The organism is Variovorax sp. LjRoot130, assembly GCF_964253755.1.
Classification (GTDB): Bacteria; Pseudomonadota; Gammaproteobacteria; order Burkholderiales; family Burkholderiaceae_C; genus Variovorax.
The window spans coordinates 1,582,428-1,603,218 of record NZ_CAXURM020000002.1; the positions used below are offsets into that span (position 1 = coordinate 1,582,428).

The following is a 20,791-nucleotide window of genomic DNA, read 5'->3' on the forward strand; positions in this document are numbered from 1 at the left end:
CCCCGGCGCTTCACACGGTCACGAACGACTCGCCCTTGTGCGCGGCGGTGACCCCGTCGAGCGTGGCGTTCACCGACTTCCAGCTCTTCAGCGCCTTGATGCGCGCCAGCCAGCCCTGCACGTAGGGATAGGCCGTGAAATCGCAACCGATCACTTCGCCCAAGGTGAGCAGTCCGGCGCCGAAATGGTCCGCGATGCTGATCGCATCCCCGCACACGTAGTTGTGCCCGGGGCCGAGGATGTGGTCGTTGAGGACTTGCAGCCACACCTTCGAGCGCTCCTGGCCCCACTGCACCGTGCCGGCCTGCGCCTCGTCGCTGCGCCGCTTGTGGTGCGGCAGCAGCTGGGCGAACACCAGGCCGAAGCAGTAGTCGCGGCTCAGTTGGGTGTTGAACCAGTCCATGCGCTCGTTGACGCGGGCCCGCTGCTGCAGGCCCTTGGGGTACAGCGGCGAGTCGATCTTGTCGGCCAGGTATTTCAGGATCGCCGAGCTCTCGGTGAGGCGGAAATCACCGTCCTCCAGCATCGGCACCAGCGCATTCGGGTTGAGCGCACGATAGGCCGGCTGCAGGTGCTCGCCCTTGAAGATGTCGACCACCTTCAGGTCGAGATCGATACCGCTCTCCGCAGCGAAGAGCAGTACGGGCCTGCTCGCGGTGGAAGCGGGGTGGTAGTAGAGCTTCATCTCAGGTCTCCTAGGGAAACGCTGATCAATAGGTCGCGGCGGGCACGGCCCGTGCATGCGTGAAGACAGAGCAACTCACAGCACCACCGAGATGAACCAACGCAGTTTTGCCAGCGCCGAGTACGCGATGAAGAAGAAGCGCACGCGCCGCGAGAAGTTTCTGGCCGACATGGAGCGCGTCGTGCCGTGGTCTCGTTTGATCGCCGTGATCGAGCCGCTGTACCCCACGAGCGGGCGCGTCGGTCGCCAGCCGATCGGTGTTCCCCGGATGCTGCGCATGTACTGCCTCCAGCAGTGGTACGGGCTGGCCGACGAAGCGCTGGAAGATGCGCTGTACGACAGCCAGGCGCTGCGCGACTTCGTGGGCATTGACTTGTCGCGCGAGTCGGTGCCCGACGCCACCACGCTGCTGAAGTTCAGGCGACTGCTGCTGGACAACGACCTCACCAAGGCCCTGTTCGAGGAGATCAACGCTCATCTTGCCGAACAGGGCCTTCTGATGCGCGCGGGCACCATCGTGGACGCGACCATCATCGCCGCGCCCAGCTCGACTAAGAACGAGGGCAATACGCGCGATCCCGAGATGCACCAGACGAAGAAGGGAAAGGCCTGGCACTTCGGCATGAAAGCGCACATCGGTGTGGATGCCCAATCGGGCCTCGTGCACACGGTGGTCGCCACGGCGGCCAACGTCAACGACGTGACACAAGCCGGTGCGCTGCTGCACGGCCAGGAGTCGGTGGCCTTCGGCGATGCCGGCTACCGAGGCGTGCACAAGCGCGAAGAAGCGCAAGGCCCGCAGTGGCACGTGGCGATGCAGCCGGGCAAGCGCCGGCAGCTGGACCTGACGCGCAAGTGGGCGCGCCTGCTGGACAAGGCCGAGCAGCTGAAGGCGAGCGTGCGGGCCAAGGTCGAGCATCCGTTCCATGTGATCAAGAACCTGTTTCGTCACAAGAAGACCCGCTACAAGGGCCTCGCGAAGAACGAGGCGCAGCTGTTCAGCCTGTTCGGGCTGGCCAATCTGGTCATCGCCAAGAGGTCGCTGTTGGCCGCTCATGCCCGAGGTGCGTCTTGAACGCCGAAAGTGGCCTCGCAAGAGGCGCGAAACGCACCGCGGGTCGACCCTCACGGCGTGAAATCGACCGCATCGCTTCGTGATGCCCACAGATCCGACGGCGTCGTTCATTGATCAGCATCTCCCTAGCTCATTGCGCGCTCTGCACGCGCTCGTTGGGATCGATCACGCCGAGGTTCTCAATGACCTTCATCTGCCCGGCCTGCACCTGGCCGACGTACATGGTAAGCCGCAGGTGATGCTGGCCGGGCACCATTTCGGCGGCCCCGCCCGGTCCTTCGGCGATGCGCGCGTGGTCGAGTGCGCGGATCACCGCCGCCTGATCAAGCGTGCCGGCCTCCCGCACGGCCGCCTCCCAGAGCTTCAGCCCGCGATACAGCCCCGTGCTGGCGCTGCCGGCGGTGAACTTGGCGCTGCCCGGAAATCGCGCGTCGTAGCGGCGCAGCAGCGCCGTGCTGAATGGGTCGCTGACGGCCTGGTAGTAGTCGAGGCAGCTGTAGAGCCCCTCGACATGCTCGGCCGGCAGCAGGCTCGCAAGATTCTCCTCGAAGTAGGGGCAGACGATCCGGCCGCCGCGCTTCGTGAAGCCGGCCTCGTACAGCTGCCGCAGGAACGGCGTCACGCCGGGCGGCACCGTGGTGTTGAAGACCACCTGCGCGCCGCTGGACATGATCTTGTCGACCGTGCCGCGGTAGTCCGCGTGATCGACGGGGAAATACTCCTCGCCGACGATCGAGCCGCCGTGCGCGGTGACCGCGGCACGCACCCGCTTGTTCATCACGTGCGGCCAGATGTAGTCAGCCGACGGGAGGTAGAACCGGCGCGCATCGGTGTGCTTCATCAACCAGGGGATCAGCGAATCGACCTGTTGTGCCGGCACGGGGCCGGTGCAGAAGATGAGCGGGTCGCTCTCCTCGCCTTCGTACTGCTCCGGGTAGATGTAGAGCTTCTTGCCCTGCACGACGGCCGGGCCCTTGATCGCCTGCCGGGTGGAGCTGTAGATGCCGCCGAAGATCACGTCCACGCGATCGCCCTGAACCAGCTTGGCGGCCTTGGCGGCGGCCACCTTGTCGTCGGTGGCGCTGTCTTCGATGATCAGCTCGATGCGCCGCCCGAGCAGACCGCCGCCGGCGTTGATCTCGTCGACCACCAGGCGGGCGAGGTTGGCGTTGGCAATGCCGAGGAAGGACAGTGGGCCGGTCTGGTCGGTGACGAGGCCGATCTTGATGGATGCTTGGCTCACGATGGGATCTCCTAGCGGATGGTGGATGGGTACGGCCCTGTCGCGGGGTGTAGGCACTGTGCGCGCCGGGGGGCGGCCGCGTCTTTAAGCGATGTGAAACGTTGCTAAAGCCCGCCGCGTGGCCCGACAATCGGGGCCGACAAGCAAGAGAGGCGCTCAGGTCTTGGTCTTCAAGGCGAAGGGGTTCGAAGTGCGGCCGGCCGAGCGCCGCCTGCTGTCCCATGGCCAGCCGGTCTCGCTCGGTGGACGCGCGTTCGACTTGCTGCTGGCGCTGATCGAGCTGCGCGACCGCGTGGTCGCCAAGGACGAGCTGCTGGCGCGGGTCTGGCCTGGCACGGTGGTCGAGGAGAACAACCTCACCGTGCAGATCTCGTCGCTGCGCAAGGTTCTCGGGCCGGACGCCATCGCCACCGTGGCGGGGCGCGGCTACCGGTTCACGCTGCCCTTGCTGGACGACGACGCTCCCGCCTCACCGGCCGAGCCGTCATCGCCGCGCGAGCGCCCCGTGATCGCCGTGCTCGCCTTCGACAACCTGTCGAACGAGCCCGAGATGCAGTTCTTCTCCGACGGCGTCAGCGAGGAGATCATCCAACGCCTCGCGCGTGGCACCCAGCTGCGGGTGATCAGCCGCACCACGAGCTTCCAGTTCCGTGGCGAACGAAAGGCCGAGGCGGCGCAACGCCTGAACTGCGCCTACGTGCTCGACGGCTCGATCCGCCGCGCGGCCGGCCAGGTACGCATCAGCGCCCACCTGATAGAGGCCGCGTCCGGCACGACGCTGTGGTCCGACCACTATGACCGTGCGCTGGAAGGCATCTTCGAGGTCCAGGACGACATCGCCGAAAGCATCGCGCGCGCGCTCGACCACGGTTTCTTCGGTGTTGCGACGCGCGCAGTCGATCCTGCGGTCTATGACCTCTACCTGCGATCCAGCCCTAAGTCCTATGCCCCGGACGAGCTGCGCACCAGCGTCGGCGTGCTCGAGGTGGTGACGCAGCGCGCACCGCATTTCGCCGAGGCCTGGGGGAGGCTCGCCTACGTGCGCAGCTTCCTGCACATGTACCTGCCATTTGCCGAGCGTGCAGCCAGCGCCGGGCACGTGGTTCGCGAGGCCTCGCACGCGCTGGCGCTCGACGCGCAGAACAACGACGCCCTCGTCGCGCGATGCTTCGTGATGCCGCCCTTCGGCCGGTTCGTCGAAGCCGAGGAGTTCCTCGAGCGTCTGCGCCAGGCGCCCGGCTCGGGCGCCGGCCGGCGCTACATCAGCTGGCTGCTGCGCCTGACCGGCCGCCTGCGTGCGAGCCTCGACGAGGCCGAACGCATCTACCGCCTGGACATGCTCGATCCGATGTCGGCCAACCTGGTGGCGCTGGCCCGCATGGCCACGGGGCAGGTCGCCGAGGCGGTGCCCGTGTACGAAGACCTCGTGGCGCGCATCCCCGACATGAGCTTTCCGATCTCGAGCTTGCTGCGGGCCCATGCCTTCCTGCAGGATTGGGCGGCGGTCGATCGCCTGCTCGCGCTCGCGGCCACGCGCCCGCTGCGCGAGTTCCAGGACACCATCCCTTTCGTCCGCGCCAAGCGCGACCCGACGCCTGAGCACATCGGCGCCTGGCGCAGCGAGTTCGAGGCGCACGTGATGATCACCGGCGGTGTGGATGTGGCGCGCCTGGTCTATGCCGCGCACCTGGGCCTGGTCGACGAGGCCTTCCGTGCTGCCGAGGGCGCCCGCCTGGGCCCTGTGGGGGCCAGCATCGACATCATGGGCCCCGACGGCTACCGCACCGCGCTGCTGTTCCAGGCCAGCATGCCCGAGCTGCGCAACGACCCACGCTTCCCGCGGCTGTGCGCGCGTCTGGGACTGGTGGAGTTTTGGCTCGCCAGCGGTCAGTGGCCCGATTGCGCGGACGAGGTACCCTACGATTTTCGGCAAGAGTGTGAATGGGCGAAGGGTGTGCCTAGGGAGATCTTCGGGTTTTGACGGCGCAACGACGTGGGTCCGGCGCGCTCTTCTGCTCATTCGCACTGCACTTGTCATGCCGGGCTGAGCAGCCCATCCACTTGCAGCGTGTTCAGATTTGCGCGGCCGGCCCTCTCTGGGGCTGCAGCCCAATCCAATGTCGGCTTGATTCCTGCCGCAAGGCATGGCGATGGAGCGGCAGTCTTGTGGCGTCAGCTGACCAGGTCCAACCATCGGTAGTACGCGCCCACGAATGGCAGGAACCAGGGTGGCCCGAGATGGCCGGGAATGGGAGGCCACTGCAGTCTGCGCAGTGGATTGGCCTCCGGCTCGCCGTTGATGGCCCGAGCCATGTTCTGCCCCATGTACACCGACATCTGGGTTCCGCTGCCGCTGAAGCCCATTGCGTAGTGCAGCCCCTTCACCTCACCTGCCCGCGGCAGGCGGTCGGCGGTCATGTCGACGACGCCGCCCCAGCAATAGTCGATGCGCGTGTCGCGCAACTGGGGAAACAGGACTTTCATGTTGCGTTCGAGCACGGCACCGCTCTTGGCGTCGGATGCCGGGCTTGACAGCGCGAAGCGGGCCCGACCGCCGAAGACCAGCCGGTTGTCGGGCGTCAGCCGGAAATAGTGGCCGACATTCTTCGTTGTCGTCGCATTCCGGCCGCCCGGCATGATTGACGCCACCAGCGTTTCGGACAGCGGCTCGGTTGTCACGACGAAGCTGCCGATCGGAACGATGCGGCGGCGGAAATAACCGAATGGCCCGTGTCGCGACGGACCCGTCGCCACGAGCACTTGGTCAGCCTCAACGGTGTCGTGAGCGGTCTGCACCCGGAATGCATTGCCCGACAGGCGTGCCAGTCCGATGACCGCGGTGTTCTGGAAGATGCGCGCGCCGCTGCGCTGCGCCGCTGCGGCGAGTCCCGCGCCGAAACGGCCCATGTGCATCTGGGCACTCTTGTGCATCACCAGCCCGCCGTAGAAGAGCTCTGACCCGACCTCGCTCGCGATCACTTCCGGGCCCACCAGCGACGTATCCGGGTCGACATGGCGCTGCAGCAGGGCGTATGCCTTCTCCAGCTTGGCAAAATGGTGCGGCTTGGCTGCGAGCTTGATCTTGCCGTTGCGCCGGAAGTCGCATTCGATCCCTTCGTCCCGCACCAACCGCTCGACGCAGTCCACTGCGCTGTCGTAGGCATGGTAGAGCGCGCGCGCCTGCTCCAGCCCAAGTTGCCGCGCCACGACGCTGAAGTCATGGGGCAGTCCGTTGTTGCAGTGGCCGCCGTTGCGCCCTGACGCCTCACCCGCCACGCGCCCGGCCTCGAGGACGACCACCGTCGCCCCCTTGCGTGTCAATGCCAGCGCTGCCGACAGTCCGGTGAAGCCACCGCCGATGATCGCAACATCGGCCCGGGCATCGAGGCCGCGCGGGTCGAGCCCTTCGAATTGCGCTGCCGTGTCGGTCCAGTAGGACGCCAGCTTCATCACGCGGCGTGCGTCCGCCGTGCGGAGCGCTGCTGCGAGGCGTAGGCAAGCGCTGCCAGCAGCACGGTCATCGACACCAAGATCGAACTCACCGCCGCAATAGTGGGATCGACCTGCTCGCGGATCGACAGGAACATCTCACGTGTCAGGGTCGTGGTTTCTCCGCGCGCGATGAACAGCGCAACGACGACTTCATCCAGCGATGACAGGAAACTGAAGACTGCAGCCACGAACATGCTGGTACGGATCTGCGGCAGGGTGACCGTGATGAAGGCTTTCGCCCGGTTGACGCCCAAGCTGCGCGCCGCCATTTCCTGGTTCATGTCGAAAGAGCGCAGTCCGGCACCGGCGGTGAGTAGCACATAGGGGATCGCCAACAGCACGTGGGCGAGGACCAAAGCCCCCATGCTTCCGACCAGCCCCATCTTGCTGAAGACAGCGAACACGCCGACGCCGATGATGATGATCGGGACGATCATCGGCGTCATCAGCAGGACGTAGGCGTAACGCGCTCTGGCCATCCCGCAGGTCATGAGGCCATAGCTGGCCGCGGTTCCGATCGGCACCGCGATCAGCATCGTCAGCGTCGCGATCTCGAAGGAGGTGGAAGCGGCGGCCAGCCACTGGCGCGATCCCAAGAACGCCTGGTACCAGCGCACCGACCAGCCCGGCGGCGGAAAGCGCAACGAAGCGCTGTCTCCGAAGGAGACCGGAAGGATGATCAGCACCGGGATCGTGAGGAACAACAGGATCAGGGCGACCGCCGATGCGATCACGATGCGGTGCGAACGTTCGAGCAGGATCATTGTGTCTCACCGATCCGCCAGGATCTTGCCCAGAGGAACGACCCGGTCGCCCAGCCACAGGATCAGCAGCGTGGCGCCGAGAAGGACGAAAGCCACCGCGCTGGCCGAACCGAACTGGAAGTACAGATCGATATTGCGCTGGACCAGCATCGAGACCATGACGGTTCGCCCGCCGCCGAGCAGCTCCGGCGTGATGTAGAAGCCAAGCGACAGCACGAACACGAACACGCTGCCCGCCACCAGCCCGGGAAGCGACAGCGGAAGGATCACCGTCCGGAACACGCGGCCCGGACGCGCGCCCAGGCTGGCGGCGGCGCGTCCGAAGTCGGGCGGGATCTGCGTCAGGCTGCTGTACAGCGTCAGGACGACGAAGGGAAGCATGATGTGGACCATGCCGATGATGGATCCGGTGAGGTTGTGCACCAGCGCAAGAGGGGACTCCACCACGCCAGCCCACGTGAGGAACTGGTTGACCAGCCCCGTGCGCTGCAGCAGCACCAGCCAGGCGTAGGTTCGCACCAGCACACTGGTCCAGAACGGGATCAGAACCAGCACCATGATGATGGTGGCCGTGCGCGGCCTGCTGACCGCCGCCAGGAATGCAACCGGATATCCCAGCACCACGCAAATCGCGGTGACGGCGAGGCTTGCGACGAAGGTCCGCTGGAACGTTGCAAGCGTCCCTTCTTCCGTGAAGATCCGTACGTAATTCATCAGGGTCAGCGCACCGGCCTGGTCGGTGACCGACTGCCAGAACAGCCAGGCCAGCGGGATGACCATCAACGCGACCACGAACGCCGCGGCCGGCAGCACCAGGGCGAACAATCCCCACTGCTCGCGCCGGCCGGCGCGCGCCAGGTCCGCCGCGTTGTCGGATCGGCAGAGGACCGGTGGAAAGGTGTCGATGGCCGGGCTCATGCGGCAAGCGCCTGCGGGCCGGGAAGCGCGGCGCGGCGCACGAGGATGGTGTCCTGGACGTGAAGCGCCACCGTCACCCGCGCCCCGACCCGCGGCAGCGAGCTCATGTTGCGGTGGTGGCAATGCTGGCGCAGCCCGACCGACGTTCCGTCGTCGAGGCGCACCGAGATCTTCACGCTCTCGCCCTGGTAGATGACGTCATCGACGGATCCGTCGAAGCGGTTCCAATCCTCTCCCCCGACGGAGGCATCGAGGATCAGCTTCTCCGCATGCACCGCCAAGGCCACGGGACCGTCCTGCGGAACAGGCCGCCCCGTGCGCAGCCGCGACATGCCGAGCGACACCGACCCGTCTTCCGAGCGCCGCAACGGCACCAGCGTCGATTCGCCGACGAAGCTCGCCACGAAATCGTTCCGGGGAAAGTTGTACAGCTCCGTGGGCGTGCCCAACTGCTCGATCCTTCCGCTTCGCATCACCGCGATGCGATCGCTCATCGTCAGCGCCTCGCGCTGGTCATGCGTCACGTAGATCATGGTGGCCCCAAGCTTGGCATGCAGCTGCCGCAGTTCGATCTGCATGGTTTCGCGCAGCTGCTTGTCGAGGGCCGAGAGCGGCTCGTCCAGCAGGATCAGCGTGGGATCGAAAACGAGGGCCCGCGCCAGCGCCACGCGCTGCTTCTGCCCTCCTGACAACTGACCGATCTTGCGGCCTTGGTAACCTGCAAGTTCGACCAGGGAGAGCGCATCGGCCACCCGCCGGGCGATCTCGGCAGACCCTGTGTTGCGGGCGCGCAAGGGATATGCGATGTTGCTTTCCACGGTCATGTGGGGGAACAAGGCGTAGTTCTGGAACACCATGCCGATGTTGCGCAGGTGCGGCTGCAGCAGCGTGACGTCGGTCGACCCGAAGAACACCTGGCCGGACGTCGGCCTGTCGAAGCCGCCCAGGATATTGAGCAGCGTCGTCTTGCCGGAACCGGAGGGACCGAGCAGCGAGACGAACTCGCCCTCCCGCACGTCCAGCGACACGCCGTCCAGCGCCTTCGTCGGACCGTACTCCTTGGTCAGGGATCGGATCGATACGGTTTCGAAGCCTGCGCCTGGACGAGTCATGGCCGGCTCACTTCTGCACGAAAGCCAACCACCGGCCTTCAGCAGCTTGGCCCTGGGCGGAACTCCACCACTGCGTGTTCAGTAGGGTCTGCTTGCGGATGTTGTCCGGCGAGGTCGCGAGCTGGGCCGAGCGCTTCGGATCCATGTAGTTCACCAGCTTGCTGTTGAGGGGACCGGTCTTGTAAATGCTTGCCAGCTCGGACTGCGCCTTGGGATCGAGCAGGGCGTTGATCGCCCGCATCGCGTTGTCCCTGTTCTTCGCGCCCTTCAGCACCGCGAGACAGGTGTTCTCCAGGATGCCGCCGTCGTAGCTGAAGCTCACGTCCGCGCCATCGGACTTGGCGGCGTCGGCGCGGCCGTCCCATAGCGCGATCATGTCGACCTCGCCGTCCAGCAGGAGCTGATGTGATTGCGCGCCGGAGGTCCACCACACGGCGATGTTGGGCTTGATCTCCTCAAGCTTCTTGTAGGCGCGCTCGACATCCAGCGGATACAGCTTGTCGGAGGGCACGCCGTCCGCCAGCAGCGCGATTTCCAGCGTCGGCCTGGCGTAGTTGCGCAAGGCACGCTTGCCGGGGAATTTCTTGACGTCCCAGAAATCCGCCCAGCTCTTGGGGCCGCCATTCGGAAACTTCTTGTTGTTGTAGGCTATCAGGGTGGAATAGCCATAGAAGCCGACGAAATACGGGCTGTTGAAGCGCGCGTCGACGTCCTTCGCGTTCGGAATCTGGCTGTAGTCGATCTTCTCCCACATTCCGTCATCGACGCCTCGCAGGCAGTAACCGGCGCCGATGTCGACGACGTCCCATTGCGGATTGTTCATGCCGACGCTGGCCTTGACGACCGGATAGCGGTCGGCGTTCGCTTCGACCGTGATGCGCACCTTAGCCTTGTCCTCCGCCGCGGAGATGATCGTCTTCTTCTGCGCGTCGAGCAGCTTTCCACCGTCGGTGGCGTAAACGACGGTCTGCGACAACGCCGCGGCGCCGTGCAGCAGCAGCAGGCAGGCGCCGCCGGCGGCAACTGATTTCGTGAAACGGGACATGGACAATGACTCCTGAAGTACGACTCGGTGGGGCACTGCGGGTCTGCACACAGGCCTCTCCGCGCGGATGACGGTCATCCGTCCGGACAACCATAAGGGCTGTGATCGGTCCGGGTATTGGACGAAATTGCCGAGGTTGCGCCGCGGCAGGTCAGGTCAAGTCCGTCTTGACAACGCCGCGACGGCGGCGCGCAGGTCTCGCGCGTACTCGCGCCCGAATCGTGTCTGCGGCCGCAGCGCACTGCGTGACAGCACGATTTCCAAGAGCACGTCCGGCTGGAAAGGTCGAACCACCAGATCGCCGAAGTCGCGCCACGGAACCAGCCCGTCCACCAATGCAATCCCGAGGCCATGCTGGACCAGCGGGAGGGCGGCGATCGACAGGGACACTTCGATCTGCACCTGTGGCTGCACGCCCGCCTCCCGGAATGCCTGGTCCAGCAACTTGCCCGCAGGCGTTTGCGCGCTGTAGCTGATCAAGGGCTGCCCGACCAAGTCCGCGGGGGTCACGATGCTGAGTCCCGCCAGCGGCGAGTCGGGTCGCATCAGCGCCACGATGCCCGCCTTGCCCAGGGACTCGCACCGTAGCTGCGCCTCGGCCGACCAGCGCATGGTCACGCCAAGGTCGATGTCGCCAAGCATGATGTGTTCGTCGATCGCCTCCGCAGACAGCGTCTGCAGCACGACGCGCAGCCCGGGATTGCGCTGGCGGAAGCGCTCCGTGGCGTAAGGGAGCAAGGCGAAGGTCGGCGGCGCGCTCGCGCCGACCCGCAGCAATCCCAGCTGCTTGTCGCGGATGCGGTCCGACAAGCCCCTGAGGATCTCGATCTCGCGAAAGATCCTGTCGGCGTCGCGGTAGAGCAGCTGGGCCTCCGCGGTCGGCACCAGCCGGCCACCCAGGCGCTCGAACAGGGTGTATCCGATCTGGGTTTCGAAGTGCCGCAGCAGCTTGCTCACCGCCGGCTGGGACACATGCAGCGCTTCGGCGGCGGCGGTCAGGGACCGGTTGCGCATGACGGCGCGAAACACTTCGAGCTGACGGGCGTTCATGCGCAAGCATAACCAAAGGTTTGGTATTTCCAAACACTTGATATTGGCGCGGGCCGAGCCTCCTCTCCAGAATTGCCGGCATGAATCCACTCATGCACCGCTGCGGCGGAATCAGCGAATGACGATCGGCCGCTTCATCCGCCTGGCCGAAACGGCGCGTGCGCCGGTGCGGCTCGAGGCCGACGGAAGACCACTCGTCGCGCTCGAAGGTGACACCCTGCTGGTCGCACTGCTGGGCAGCGTTGGTCACCTGCGGCACTCCGAATTCGGCGACGGCGTGCGCTCCGGCTTCTGCCTGATGGGGGCCTGCCAGGACTGCTGGGTCTTGACCGAAGACGGTGGACGGCTGCGCGCCTGTACCACCGTGGTGCGCGAAGGTCTGCGCATCACCACCGAACCGCCGGAGGCGACATGGCCCAACCACGCGTGATCGTCGTGGGCACCGGCCCGGCTGGCGTGCGCTGCGCACAGACGCTGGTTGCGGCAGGCCTGTCGCCGACCGTCGTCGACGAAGGCCGGCGTGACGGAGGCCAGATCTACCGGCGCCAGCCCGAAGGCTTTACCCGACCCTATGCCAAGCTCTACGGCAGCGAGGCCACCAAGGCGGAAGACCTGCACCGCAGCTTCGAGGCGATTCGCTCCAAGGTGGATTACCGGCCCGAAACGCTGGCCTGGAACGTGACGGCCAACACGCTGCACGTGGTGCACGGTGGCACCCGAACGGCCGCGCTGCCATTCGATGCGCTTGTCGTCTGCAGCGGCGCCACCGACCGGCTGATGCCGGTGGAGGGCTGGAACCTCGCCGGCTGCTACAGCCTGGGCGCATCGCAGATCGCGCTGAAGTCGCAGGCCTGCGCCATCGGAAGACGGGTCGTCTTCATGGGGACCGGACCGCTGCTGTACCTAGTCGCGTCGCAGTATGTCCAGGCCGGTGCCGCGGTGCTTGCCGTGCTCGACACCTCGCGGTTTTCACAGCGGGTTCGTGCCTTGCCTGCACTTGCTGCCCGGCCAGGCTTGCTGCGCAGGGGCGTGGCGCTGGAGCGCGTCCTGCGCAAGGCCGGTGTCGCGGTGCACAGCGGCATCACGCCCTTGTGCATCACCGGTGCGGCGGCAGCCGGTGTCCAGGGTGTCACGGTGCTGGATGCAAACGGCAGCGAACGGCATTTCGATTGCGACGCCGTGGCGTTGGGCTACCACCTGCGCGCGGAAAGCCAGCTTGCCGATCTGGCGCGCTGCGAATTCAGGTTCGACACCGAGTCGCGCCAATGGCTGCCGCAGATCGACGGAGACGGGCGCAGCACCACCGCCGGGGTCTACCTTGCCGGCGATGGTGCCCGCATTCTGGGCGCCGATGGTGCCGAAGCCAGCGGCCGCCTGGCGGCGCTGGCAGTGCTGTCCGATTTGGGCCAACACGTCTCCCCGGACCCGATGCCTGCGCTGCGACGGACGCTGGTGAAGATGGATCGCTTTCGGCGCGGGCTGGTCAAGGCGTTTCCGTGGCCCCACGCGCACGCCGCGGCCCTGCCGGATTCGGCGGTCGTCTGCCGCTGTGAAACGATCACGGCCGGTGAACTGCGCCGCGTGGTCAACGAGATGGGCGGCAGTGAAATGAATCGGGCCAAGGCCTTCAGCCGGGTCGGCATGGGCCGCTGCCAGGGCCGCTTTTGCGGCCACGCGGCGGCCGAGGTCGTGGCGCACGCCGCCGGCGTGCCGATCGAAATGGTCGGCCGACTGCGCGGGCAGGGACCCGTGAAACCGCTGCCGATGGCGGCGCTCGAGAATCCCGGGGCCGTCGATGTCTGAAGTTCTGAAGGCCGATGTCATCGTCGTCGGCGGCGGCCTCATGGGCGCCGCCAGCGCATTCTTCCTGCGCAAGCGCGGCCGCTCGGTGATCCTGCTGGAGCGCGGTCTGGTCGGCCAGCAGGCCAGCGGCGTCAACTTCGGGAACGTGCGCCGGCAGGGCCGCTACCTGCCGCAACTGCCGCTGGCCCATCGCTCACGGGCCATCTGGGGCCAGATGAAGGAACTGCTGGGCGACGACGCCGAATTCCTCGTCACCGGCCATGTGCGGGGCGTCTATGACGAGGCGCAGGCGGCGGTGGTGGAGAAATACGCCAAGGACGCGCGCGGCTGGGGCCTGGACCTCGAGCTGATCGGGGGCAGTGCGTTCCGCCGCCGCTTCCCGTTCTTCGGCACCGAGGTCATCTGCGGCTCCTATTCGCCGAACGACGGCCATGCCAACCCCCGGCTGGCGGCACCCGCGTTCGGCCGTGCCGCGGCACGCGCAGGCGCCCAGGTGATCGAGAACTGCGAGGTGCTGGCGATCGACAAGGACGGCGAGGACTTCCGGGTGCAGGCGGCCGACGGCCGGTGCTTCCGCGCGCCGGCCGCACTGATCTGCGCCGGCGCGTGGGGTGACAAGTTGTCCGCCGCGTTCGGCGAGCCGGTCCCGCTGACGCCGCACGGACCCAGCATGGGTGTCACCGAGCCCTTGCCCTACGGCATCGTCCCGGTCGTCGGCGTCTCCACCAAGGTGGCGCACGAGGTCGTCTACTTCCGCCAGGTCAAGCGCGGAAACATCGTATTCGGCGGCGGGTTGCGGGGACCGGCATACCCGGAGCTCCGACGCGCCTATGTGCTGCCGGAGAACATCCTGCGCCAGCTGCGCGAGCTCCGGCGCCTGGCGCCGGTGCTGGGCAAGCTGCAGGTTCTGCGCACCTGGAGCGGCATCGAGGGGTACATGCGCGACGAGCTGCCGGTCATGGGCCCCAGCGGCCGGGTCAGCGGCCTGTTCTACGCCTTCGGTTTCTGCGGCCATGGCTTCCAGCTCGGCCCCGGGGTCGGCGACGTGATGGCCGAGCTCATCGATACCGGCGCCACCATGACGCCGATCGAACCATTCCACATCCAGCGGTTCGCGGCCTCCCCCGCTACCGCCCCATCCACCCGCCGGGCTGCTGCGTCCGCAACCGCCTGATCCTTACCGACAGTTCCTGGAGACCTCCCATGTCCGTGACCGCCCACCCCGCAGAAGACCTCGTCGTCGATGAGCGCGCCCGCCGCGTCCACCAGAGCAGCCTGGTCTTCGACGGCCTCGCAATCTCCTATGTGCTCGATGAGAAGTTCACGCGTCGCTGCCTCGAAGGCGGCGTCAACGCCGCCAACGTCACCTTCGCGCTGGAGGAGAACTGGGACAAGACCCTGCACAACTTCGAACGCTACCTGACCAAGATCGACAAGAACCCCCTTCTCACGCTGTGCACCACCGCCGACGACGTGGTCGCCGCCAAGGAAAAGGGCAAGCTCGGCATCGTGATCGGCACCCAGGGCGCCAGCATGATCGAGGATCCGGACCAGTTCTGGCGCCTCGAAACCATGACTCGTCTGGGGCTGCGTTTCCTCGGCCTGGCCTACACCACCTCGAACGCGCTTGGAGACGGCTGCGGCGAGAAGCGCGACGCCGGCCTGACCTACCTCGGCGAAGAGCTGATCGCGCTGGCGAACACGCTGCCGCTGATGCTGGACCTGTCGCACTGCGGCCACCGCACCCGTGCCGAGGCGACCGCGCTGTCGCGGGCTCCGGTCTGCACGCACTCGAACAGCGACCAGCTGCGCCCCAATGGCCGCAACACCACCGACGCCACGGTCAAGGCGATGGCCGCCAAGGGCGGCACGGTCGGCGTTTGCGGGCTGCCGCAATCGCTGTCCGACGACACGCCGACGCTGGACGACCTGCTCAACCACATCGACCACTACGTGAAGCTCGTCGGGGTCGACCACGTCGGCATCGGCATGGACTATGTCGAGTCGTTCCAGGAGTCCGCGACCGTCGTCGCCCCGCCCAGCGTCGTGACCTGGCGCACCCGCCGTCCGGACATCTTCGGTCCCCTGTCGGCGTTCGGACGCCAGTCCTACCCGATCGGCGTCGAGTCGGTCCGCAAGCTGCCGAACCTCACCCAGGGTTTGTTCGACCGCGGCTATTCGGAAAGCGACGTCAAGGCGCTTCTCGGCGGCAGCTGGCTGCGCGCCATGCGCAAGTTCTGCGGCTGATCCGCGTCCCCACAATTCACCGGAGCCTTCCATGAGCGTCGCCGCCACACCCGCGCATTCCACGCGCAGAGTTTTTCTGGGCTCCCTGGCCAGCCTGCCGCTGGCGGCAAGCAGCGCGCTTTGGTCCGGACACGCGATGGCGCAAGATCGCTATCCCAGCCGCGCGATCAGGATGATCGTCCCGTTCGCCCCAGGCAGCAGTACGGACATCGCCGCGCGGAGCTGGGGCGAAGTGATCGGCAGGCAGCTAGGCGGCGCTTCGGTCATCGTCGACAACCGCGCGGGGGCGGGAGGCAACATCGGAGCCACGGCGGTCGCACGGTCGACGCCCGATGGGTACACGCTTCTCTACAGCACGGCCACCACCTGGGCGATCGCGCCCTTGATCTACCAGGACCTCGCCTATCAGCCCACTCGCGATTTCCTGCCCGTCGCGGTGACGACCACCGTCCCGACTCTCCTTGTGGTCAGCGGCGACAGCGACATCCGCTCCTTCCAGGACCTCGCCGACCGCGTCAAGGCGGCTCCGGATCGGCACAGCTACGGCTCCAACGGGGTGGGGGCGAACAGCCACATCACATGCAAGCTGATCGCGAACCGCCTGGGCGTCCCCAACCTCCTGCACGTACCGTTCAAACAGGGATCGCAAGGCGTCATGGCGGAGGTCGTGGCGGGCCGGCTCACCTTCGCCGTCGATCCCTGGTCCGTCGTCGGTCCTCTCGTGCGCTCCGGCAGGCTGCGCGCCCTTGCCGCGACCGGCAGCAAGCGCCTCTCGGTCGCATCGGAGATCCCGACCTTGAGCGAGATGCTGCACCAGGAACTGGACACAACCACCTGGAGCGGTCTCTGGGCACCCGCCGGCGCACCTGCGGACATCGTGACCCGTCTGCATGAGGGAATCGCGGCGGGCCGGAAGAATGCCGCCCTGGTGAAGCAGTTCGAGGAACAGGGAACACCCTTGATGCCGGACATGTCGCTCCCGCAGGTGAACATGTTCATGAAGCAGGAAGTCGAACGGTGGAAAGTCATGGTGAAGGAAGCCCAGATCTCCGTCTAGTTCGTTCGGCTCTCCCATGCATCTACTCGAATCGCACGGCAGCGACCTGCCGGATCGCGTCCAATCCGTCCAAGTCAGCGGCGAATCGCTGCCCTATGCAGCCGCCGGTCTGCCCACAGCCGTATCGGCGCCGCTCGCCCAGGTCCTTGCCTACATCGAGCACAACGCCTGCCAGCCGCTGCGCCTTGAACAACTGGCTTCGATCGCCTGCCTCAGCGTCTGCCGATTCATCCGAGTCTTTCATCGCCAGTTCGGCCTGCCGCCGCACCGCTATATCTGTCACGTCAGGATCGAGCGGGTCAAGGCCTTGCTGCGCGCCGGCGTGGCGCCGGCCGTTGTGGCTGGCGAGACAGGGTTCTACGACCAGAGTCATCTGTCGCGTCATTTCAAGAACGTGTGCGGAATGACCCCCGGCCAATACCTGTCGCAACTGCGCGCGCAGAGTGCGCCAACTCAGGGACTCGAGACTCATTGACACAGCCATTCTTGCGGGTGATTGACAATCCTTTGAGCGGTCAATTCGAATCTCTCGACCATCCTGACGCGGACGGCAGAGTCCCTCCGGGATTGTCACACTCGCTTGCCCAACAAAATCAACGGCTTACGAGCTTCGCCTTCAAAGTTGCACCTGTCGCCTTTTCGAAGTTGCGCGGTACAAAGCTGCTGCGGATCCAACGGCCGGTTTCCGGCGGTTTCGGCGTCCGATGTAGGCCCATTTAGGGCCCACAACGCCTGTTCGGATCTTCAGTTAGCAGCCGTTCAAGACGGGGGGCACCGCAGCCTTAACTTCGAAGAACGGGGTCGCGCAACTGTGAAACCTCTGCGCGCAAGCTGTTGATCTTCCTAGCTTTTTAGGTGTGACAATCTCGGAAGAGCTCACCGGCACTTTCGGCGGAGCGATCACGCCTTTCAAGGGGCAGATCGAGAATGCCGGACATTTCTTGCAGCCGACGGCTATGGCAATCGGGCAAAGCGTCATATGGACCTCCTTCACGCGTCGCTGGCCAGCATAGCGAGACGTTCGTCCAGGTACGCGTCGGCCGCGAGGTAGCAGCGCGTCGTGTCGCGCTACACCACGCCTCGCACTCCTCCATCCGGCGCAACTGGTGCAGCACCCGGCTCAACACATCGGCGCTATCACTTCCGTGAACCGACGTAGCACCCGCTGGAAAGACTGTCGTATTGGCTAGGCCATCGGATCCGCCATGGGAGGAGAATCAGGTCATCGGCATCGGCAGGCGAACCGGCGATAGTCAGCGATGGTGGCACGTCGGTTGCGTGCGAACAGAGAAGCAACAGGAGCGAGCATGCAGATCCGCGTTGGTTTCGAGATGGCGTATCAGTTCCCACAGCCGACGCCGATGATCCTGGCATTGAGCGTCCACCATTCGCGTGCGTCCGATCTGGTGCGGCCTGATTACCTCGTGACGAGTCCCTCGGTGCCTATCACCGCATACCGCGATCTGTTCGGCAACTGGTGCAGTCGCATCGTCGCGCCGCAAGGCCGCTTCGTCCTCAGCACTGATGCGCTGGTCAACGACACCGGCGCGCCTGATGTTGTTGCTCCTTGGGCCACGCAGACGCCGGTCGAACAGCTCCCGGAATCGACGCTGGTCTACCTCATCGGCAGCCGCTATTGCGAGACCGACCAGCTCTCCGAGATTGCGTGGCAGCGGTTCGGCTCGAGCCCGACCGGCTGGGCGCGCGTGCAGGCGATCTGCGATTTCGTGCACCGACACATCGAGTTCGGCTACCAGCACGCGCGCCGAACGCGCACCGCCTTGGACGCCTATAAGGAAGGCCACGGCGTGTGCCGTGACTACGCTCACCTGGCGATCGCATTCTGCCGCTGCATGAACATACCGGCGCGCTATTGCACCGGCTATCTTGGCGATGTTGGCACTGAGCCACCATACGGGACAATGGACTTCGCGGGCTGGTTCGAGGCTTATCTCGGCGACCGCTGGTACACCTTCGACGCGCGCAACAACACACCGCGTATCGGCCGCGTGCTGATTGCACGCGGGCGCGACGCCTGCGATGTCGCGCTATCCACAACGTTCGGCCCGAACACGCTCGAGGGCTTCAAGGTCTGGGCCGACGAAGTCGCAGCCGGCCTGCCTGTTGACGCCCAGGCGAAATCGGATCTGCGGTCGACCAATCCTTTATTGGGCGCGAACTGACCCGCGCTTCATCTGCATCATCGCGAAATGGGACGTGCGCGGCAGCATCCAGCCGTCGTCGCCCGGCCAGAGCTGCGATCCCGCGTTGCTGTTCGGTTCGTGCGCCGCCGAACAGCATCATTCGAGAATCGTGAACAGCCAGCTCTTTGGGTCCTATGCGGCCACAGTCGGCCCGACTGCAGCAGTTCGTTCTCTTTGAGCTTCCGGCCCAAAGCCCCACGTAGAGGGCTATCGCGAGGCTCGCGCAACGTTCAAATGTGCATTGCTCCTAGAGCGCCAACGACCAGGCCAACGCCTGCAACTGCGAGCATCCCCCACTCCAACCACTTTCTCCTTGTGAGCAACGCCATGGCAGCCAAAGCGATGGAGACCTGTAGCGCAGTGGTCGCTTGCGCCCAACGATGGTGCTGGTGCATTTGCGCCTCCGATTTTTGGTCCCAATCGGTTGCGTCTGCCTCAAGCTTCTGCGCGACGAGCAATATCTCAGCTTTTTCTTGTTCATACCGCGAAACCTTCGTCTGCCAGCCTTGCTTGCGGTCATCGGGCGACATGTCCCTGGCGAACTCAGCGAGCGACTGCTTCGTGCTCTTCGACTGAAAGTAGTTCCATTGGTTTGAAGCCTCGGTCTTCTTCATGCCAGCGTTGTTCTTGTAGAGGCCCGCGTTGGCTTGAGTTAGACCTCCCATGTACGCAAAGATCGCTCCCACTGTGGCGATGACAGCAGTGCATACGGCGATTTGGCTGGTCATGTTCCTGCGGCCAGGCTTTTCTGTAGAAGTTGATTCAGAGGGGCCATGCGCACTAGCGTGCTCGAGTTCGTGGTCGTGCGGGCCATGCACGTGAAAACCGCCTGCTGACATAAATTTCCTCGTTGTCGTAGGAAGGCGAGTATGACGGCGCCGAGCGACGTCTAGCGCGCGCCGAGAACACGCACGCACTTTTTGTCGCTTTTTATTGAACAAGTACTTCGTCGCAGGACCGCTCGTCGAGAAGCACTTGGGCCGCGTTTTCTCCCTCGACCGCGAAGGTCCGGCGTTGGCGACCTGTCAAAGCCCCGCATCTGAAGCCAATGACGCGTGACCGCTGCTGCGTTGCAAGGCGTCCGTGAATAGCCGCCACTGCGCTCTCCTGCCGAAGCCCCGGGGAGCGGATCGGCGCTGGCTGCTATAACCTGCATCGCTATGGACAGCCGCCTCATCCGTTTCCGCATCAATCGCGACATCGAGGAGAAAGCGCATCGGATGGCGGCTGAGCGCGGCATGGAACTGCCGGATGTCATGCGCATGATGCTAACCAAGGCCGTGCGTATCGGCGATTTCGCTATCGACCAGGATCGAGACGCTGCCTCGGAACCGGCCAACGACCTGCCTTTCCAGGCCTACGAACCCCGATACTGGGATCCGCTGAAGGCGTCTCTGGACGCGGAGGCCGCGCTGGCGCTGCTGAAGCAGGCGATTGCCGACCGGACGGCTGCAGGAGCTCAGTGGCATCCTCGCGCGCCACAAGTTCGCCAACAAGATCGCCGCCTCCGGCCTCACGCTGGAACAACTCGTGCATGGCTACGCCACGCTGGCGAGCCTGGTTCGCCCGGCCACGATCGCGCCCACCATCAAGGATGACCCCGACGACGATGTCGTGCCGGCCGCCGCCTTGGCCGCACGCTCCAGGCTCATCGTCTCGGGCGATCGGCATTTGCTCACGCTCGGGCAGTTTCAGGGCATCGCCATCCTGACCGTGCGCCAGGCCATGGAGCAACTGGCGCAGCAGCCATAGCGCGCACACGATGCACCGCAGTCCCCGCGCTGGCAGCTGTAGCCGTGAGTACCGACGAACGCCCCCAGGAAGCCGGTAACACCTCAGGGTCAAGGCTGCATGCGGCCTTGCGCCCGATCGGTGTGACCTCTTGCCGAGCAAGTAACACCGAACAATCGAGCAACCGTGCGGGTTGCCGGGCACCTGGTAGGTGCGTATGGCGTATGGGGGTTGGGCTGCTTAACAATTAAGCAAACGCATTCGGCGCCGCGCCTTCGAGCACCCCGTTCGAGCGATCGGCACGATCGCTTCGAGAGCGTCACATCACGACGCGCATGCGTCCAGGGGTGTAGCCCAACTGCATC

At 65.6% G+C, this 20,791-nt stretch carries 19 protein-coding genes; 10 read left to right on the forward strand and 9 right to left on the reverse strand.

Translation table 11 applies throughout. The features are described 5' to 3' along the window. Positions 1–10: 10 nt before the first annotated feature. Positions 11–685 (reverse strand): glutathione S-transferase family protein, encoded by a 675-nt coding sequence (locus ACSQ86_RS37460; RefSeq protein ID WP_436307561.1) that lies wholly within the window; start codon positions 683–685, stop codon positions 11–13. Between the two features lie 91 nt (positions 686–776). On the opposite strand from ACSQ86_RS37460, the gene ACSQ86_RS37465 reads away from it, so the two are divergent. After that, positions 777–1,760 carry an IS5 family transposase gene (locus ACSQ86_RS37465; RefSeq protein WP_436306994.1) on the forward strand — a complete coding sequence of 328 codons (984 nt, stop codon included), beginning with the start codon at positions 777–779 and terminating at the stop codon, positions 1,758–1,760. Between the two features lie 130 nt (positions 1,761–1,890). On the opposite strand, the gene ACSQ86_RS37470 is transcribed toward ACSQ86_RS37465, so the two are convergent. Continuing rightward, positions 1,891–3,003 (reverse strand): substrate-binding protein, encoded by a 1,113-nt coding sequence (locus tag ACSQ86_RS37470; protein WP_436307560.1) that lies wholly within the window; start codon positions 3,001–3,003, stop codon positions 1,891–1,893. A gap of 163 nt (positions 3,004–3,166) precedes the next feature. On the opposite strand from ACSQ86_RS37470, the gene ACSQ86_RS37475 reads away from it, so the two are divergent. Then, positions 3,167–4,984: a winged helix-turn-helix domain-containing tetratricopeptide repeat protein gene (locus ACSQ86_RS37475; RefSeq protein WP_436307559.1), complete on the forward strand. Its 1,818-nt coding sequence runs from the start codon at positions 3,167–3,169 to the stop codon at positions 4,982–4,984. 191 nt (positions 4,985–5,175) lie between these two features. On the opposite strand, the gene ACSQ86_RS37480 is transcribed toward ACSQ86_RS37475, so the two are convergent. The 6 genes from ACSQ86_RS37480 to ACSQ86_RS37505 all read right to left on the reverse strand — a co-directional run bounded on the left by ACSQ86_RS37480 (position 5,176) and on the right by ACSQ86_RS37505 (position 11,384). Further along, positions 5,176–6,453, reverse strand: a complete 1,278-nt coding sequence (locus tag ACSQ86_RS37480; protein WP_436307558.1) for an NAD(P)/FAD-dependent oxidoreductase — start codon at positions 6,451–6,453, stop codon at positions 5,176–5,178. After that, positions 6,453–7,259, reverse strand: coding sequence for an ABC transporter permease (locus ACSQ86_RS37485; protein WP_436307557.1), 807 nt, complete (start codon positions 7,257–7,259; stop codon positions 6,453–6,455). The genes ACSQ86_RS37480 and ACSQ86_RS37485 overlap by 1 nt, the downstream gene beginning before the upstream one ends. A gap of 6 nt (positions 7,260–7,265) precedes the next feature. Further along, positions 7,266–8,177 carry an ABC transporter permease gene (locus ACSQ86_RS37490; protein WP_436307556.1) on the reverse strand — a complete coding sequence of 304 codons (912 nt, stop codon included), beginning with the start codon at positions 8,175–8,177 and terminating at the stop codon, positions 7,266–7,268. Beyond that, the gene (locus ACSQ86_RS37495; protein WP_436310877.1) at positions 8,174–9,289 is read right to left on the reverse strand and encodes an ABC transporter ATP-binding protein; all 1,116 of its coding nucleotides are present in this window, start codon (positions 9,287–9,289) and stop codon (positions 8,174–8,176) included. The genes ACSQ86_RS37490 and ACSQ86_RS37495 overlap by 4 nt, the downstream gene beginning before the upstream one ends. A 7-nt stretch (positions 9,290–9,296) precedes the next feature. Continuing rightward, positions 9,297–10,334 (reverse strand): ABC transporter substrate-binding protein, encoded by a 1,038-nt coding sequence (locus ACSQ86_RS37500; protein ID WP_436310878.1) that lies wholly within the window; start codon positions 10,332–10,334, stop codon positions 9,297–9,299. 156 nt (positions 10,335–10,490) lie between these two features. After that, positions 10,491–11,384 (reverse strand): LysR family transcriptional regulator, encoded by an 894-nt coding sequence (locus ACSQ86_RS37505; protein ID WP_436307771.1) that lies wholly within the window; start codon positions 11,382–11,384, stop codon positions 10,491–10,493. Positions 11,385–11,502: 118 nt separating this feature from the next. Here ACSQ86_RS37505 and ACSQ86_RS37510 point away from each other — a divergent pair, with 118 nt between their 5' ends. The 7 genes from ACSQ86_RS37510 to ACSQ86_RS37540 all read left to right on the forward strand — a co-directional run bounded on the left by ACSQ86_RS37510 (position 11,503) and on the right by ACSQ86_RS37540 (position 18,674). Further along, positions 11,503–11,814, forward strand: coding sequence for a (2Fe-2S)-binding protein (locus ACSQ86_RS37510; protein WP_436307555.1), 312 nt, complete (start codon positions 11,503–11,505; stop codon positions 11,812–11,814). Beyond that, positions 11,796–13,187, forward strand: coding sequence for an FAD-dependent oxidoreductase (locus ACSQ86_RS37515; protein WP_436307554.1), 1,392 nt, complete (start codon positions 11,796–11,798; stop codon positions 13,185–13,187). The genes ACSQ86_RS37510 and ACSQ86_RS37515 overlap by 19 nt, the downstream gene beginning before the upstream one ends. Further along, positions 13,180–14,361: an NAD(P)/FAD-dependent oxidoreductase gene (locus ACSQ86_RS37520; protein ID WP_436307553.1), complete on the forward strand. Its 1,182-nt coding sequence runs from the start codon at positions 13,180–13,182 to the stop codon at positions 14,359–14,361. The genes ACSQ86_RS37515 and ACSQ86_RS37520 overlap by 8 nt, the downstream gene beginning before the upstream one ends. A 29-nt stretch (positions 14,362–14,390) precedes the next feature. Beyond that, the gene (locus ACSQ86_RS37525; RefSeq protein ID WP_436307552.1) at positions 14,391–15,434 is read left to right on the forward strand and encodes a membrane dipeptidase; all 1,044 of its coding nucleotides are present in this window, start codon (positions 14,391–14,393) and stop codon (positions 15,432–15,434) included. 31 nt (positions 15,435–15,465) lie between these two features. After that, a complete protein-coding gene (locus ACSQ86_RS37530) occupies positions 15,466–16,491 on the forward strand; it encodes a Bug family tripartite tricarboxylate transporter substrate binding protein (protein WP_436307551.1) in 1,026 nt (341 codons plus the stop codon). Between the two features lie 16 nt (positions 16,492–16,507). After that, on the forward strand, positions 16,508–16,966 hold the full coding sequence (locus ACSQ86_RS37535; RefSeq protein ID WP_436307550.1) for a helix-turn-helix domain-containing protein: 459 nt from the start codon (positions 16,508–16,510) through the stop codon (positions 16,964–16,966). A gap of 832 nt (positions 16,967–17,798) precedes the next feature. After that, positions 17,799–18,674 (forward strand): transglutaminase-like domain-containing protein, encoded by an 876-nt coding sequence (locus ACSQ86_RS37540; protein ID WP_436307549.1) that lies wholly within the window; start codon positions 17,799–17,801, stop codon positions 18,672–18,674. A 251-nt stretch (positions 18,675–18,925) separates the two neighbouring features. On the opposite strand, the gene ACSQ86_RS37545 is transcribed toward ACSQ86_RS37540, so the two are convergent. Then, a complete protein-coding gene (locus ACSQ86_RS37545) occupies positions 18,926–19,534 on the reverse strand; it encodes a DUF4337 domain-containing protein (RefSeq protein ID WP_436307548.1) in 609 nt (202 codons plus the stop codon). A gap of 595 nt (positions 19,535–20,129) precedes the next feature. Here ACSQ86_RS37545 and ACSQ86_RS37550 point away from each other — a divergent pair. Next, positions 20,130–20,447 carry a hypothetical protein gene (locus ACSQ86_RS37550; RefSeq protein WP_436307547.1) on the forward strand — a complete coding sequence of 106 codons (318 nt, stop codon included), beginning with the start codon at positions 20,130–20,132 and terminating at the stop codon, positions 20,445–20,447. The last annotated feature ends 344 nt before the right edge of the window (positions 20,448–20,791 follow it).

Coding starts and splice junctions, on each gene's coding strand:
- ACSQ86_RS37480 (WP_436307558.1), bottom strand. CDS start 6,453: ATGAAGCTGGCGTCCTACTGGACCGACACGGCAGCGCAATTCGAAGGG.
- ACSQ86_RS37490 (WP_436307556.1), bottom strand. CDS start 8,177: ATGAGCCCGGCCATCGACACCTTTCCACCGGTCCTCTGCCGATCCGAC.
- ACSQ86_RS37545 (WP_436307548.1), bottom strand. CDS start 19,534: ATGTCAGCAGGCGGTTTTCACGTGCATGGCCCGCACGACCACGAACTC.
- ACSQ86_RS37510 (WP_436307555.1), top strand. CDS start 11,503: ATGACGATCGGCCGCTTCATCCGCCTGGCCGAAACGGCGCGTGCGCCG.
- ACSQ86_RS37505 (WP_436307771.1), bottom strand. CDS start 11,384: ATGAACGCCCGTCAGCTCGAAGTGTTTCGCGCCGTCATGCGCAACCGG.
- ACSQ86_RS37465 (WP_436306994.1), top strand. CDS start 777: ATGAACCAACGCAGTTTTGCCAGCGCCGAGTACGCGATGAAGAAGAAG.
- ACSQ86_RS37515 (WP_436307554.1), top strand. CDS start 11,796: ATGGCCCAACCACGCGTGATCGTCGTGGGCACCGGCCCGGCTGGCGTG.
- ACSQ86_RS37535 (WP_436307550.1), top strand. CDS start 16,508: ATGCATCTACTCGAATCGCACGGCAGCGACCTGCCGGATCGCGTCCAA.
- ACSQ86_RS37485 (WP_436307557.1), bottom strand. CDS start 7,259: ATGATCCTGCTCGAACGTTCGCACCGCATCGTGATCGCATCGGCGGTC.
- ACSQ86_RS37520 (WP_436307553.1), top strand. CDS start 13,180: ATGTCTGAAGTTCTGAAGGCCGATGTCATCGTCGTCGGCGGCGGCCTC.
- ACSQ86_RS37500 (WP_436310878.1), bottom strand. CDS start 10,334: ATGTCCCGTTTCACGAAATCAGTTGCCGCCGGCGGCGCCTGCCTGCTG.
- ACSQ86_RS37525 (WP_436307552.1), top strand. CDS start 14,391: ATGTCCGTGACCGCCCACCCCGCAGAAGACCTCGTCGTCGATGAGCGC.
- ACSQ86_RS37530 (WP_436307551.1), top strand. CDS start 15,466: ATGAGCGTCGCCGCCACACCCGCGCATTCCACGCGCAGAGTTTTTCTG.
- ACSQ86_RS37495 (WP_436310877.1), bottom strand. CDS start 9,289: ATGACTCGTCCAGGCGCAGGCTTCGAAACCGTATCGATCCGATCCCTG.
- ACSQ86_RS37540 (WP_436307549.1), top strand. CDS start 17,799: ATGCAGATCCGCGTTGGTTTCGAGATGGCGTATCAGTTCCCACAGCCG.
- ACSQ86_RS37460 (WP_436307561.1), bottom strand. CDS start 685: ATGAAGCTCTACTACCACCCCGCTTCCACCGCGAGCAGGCCCGTACTG.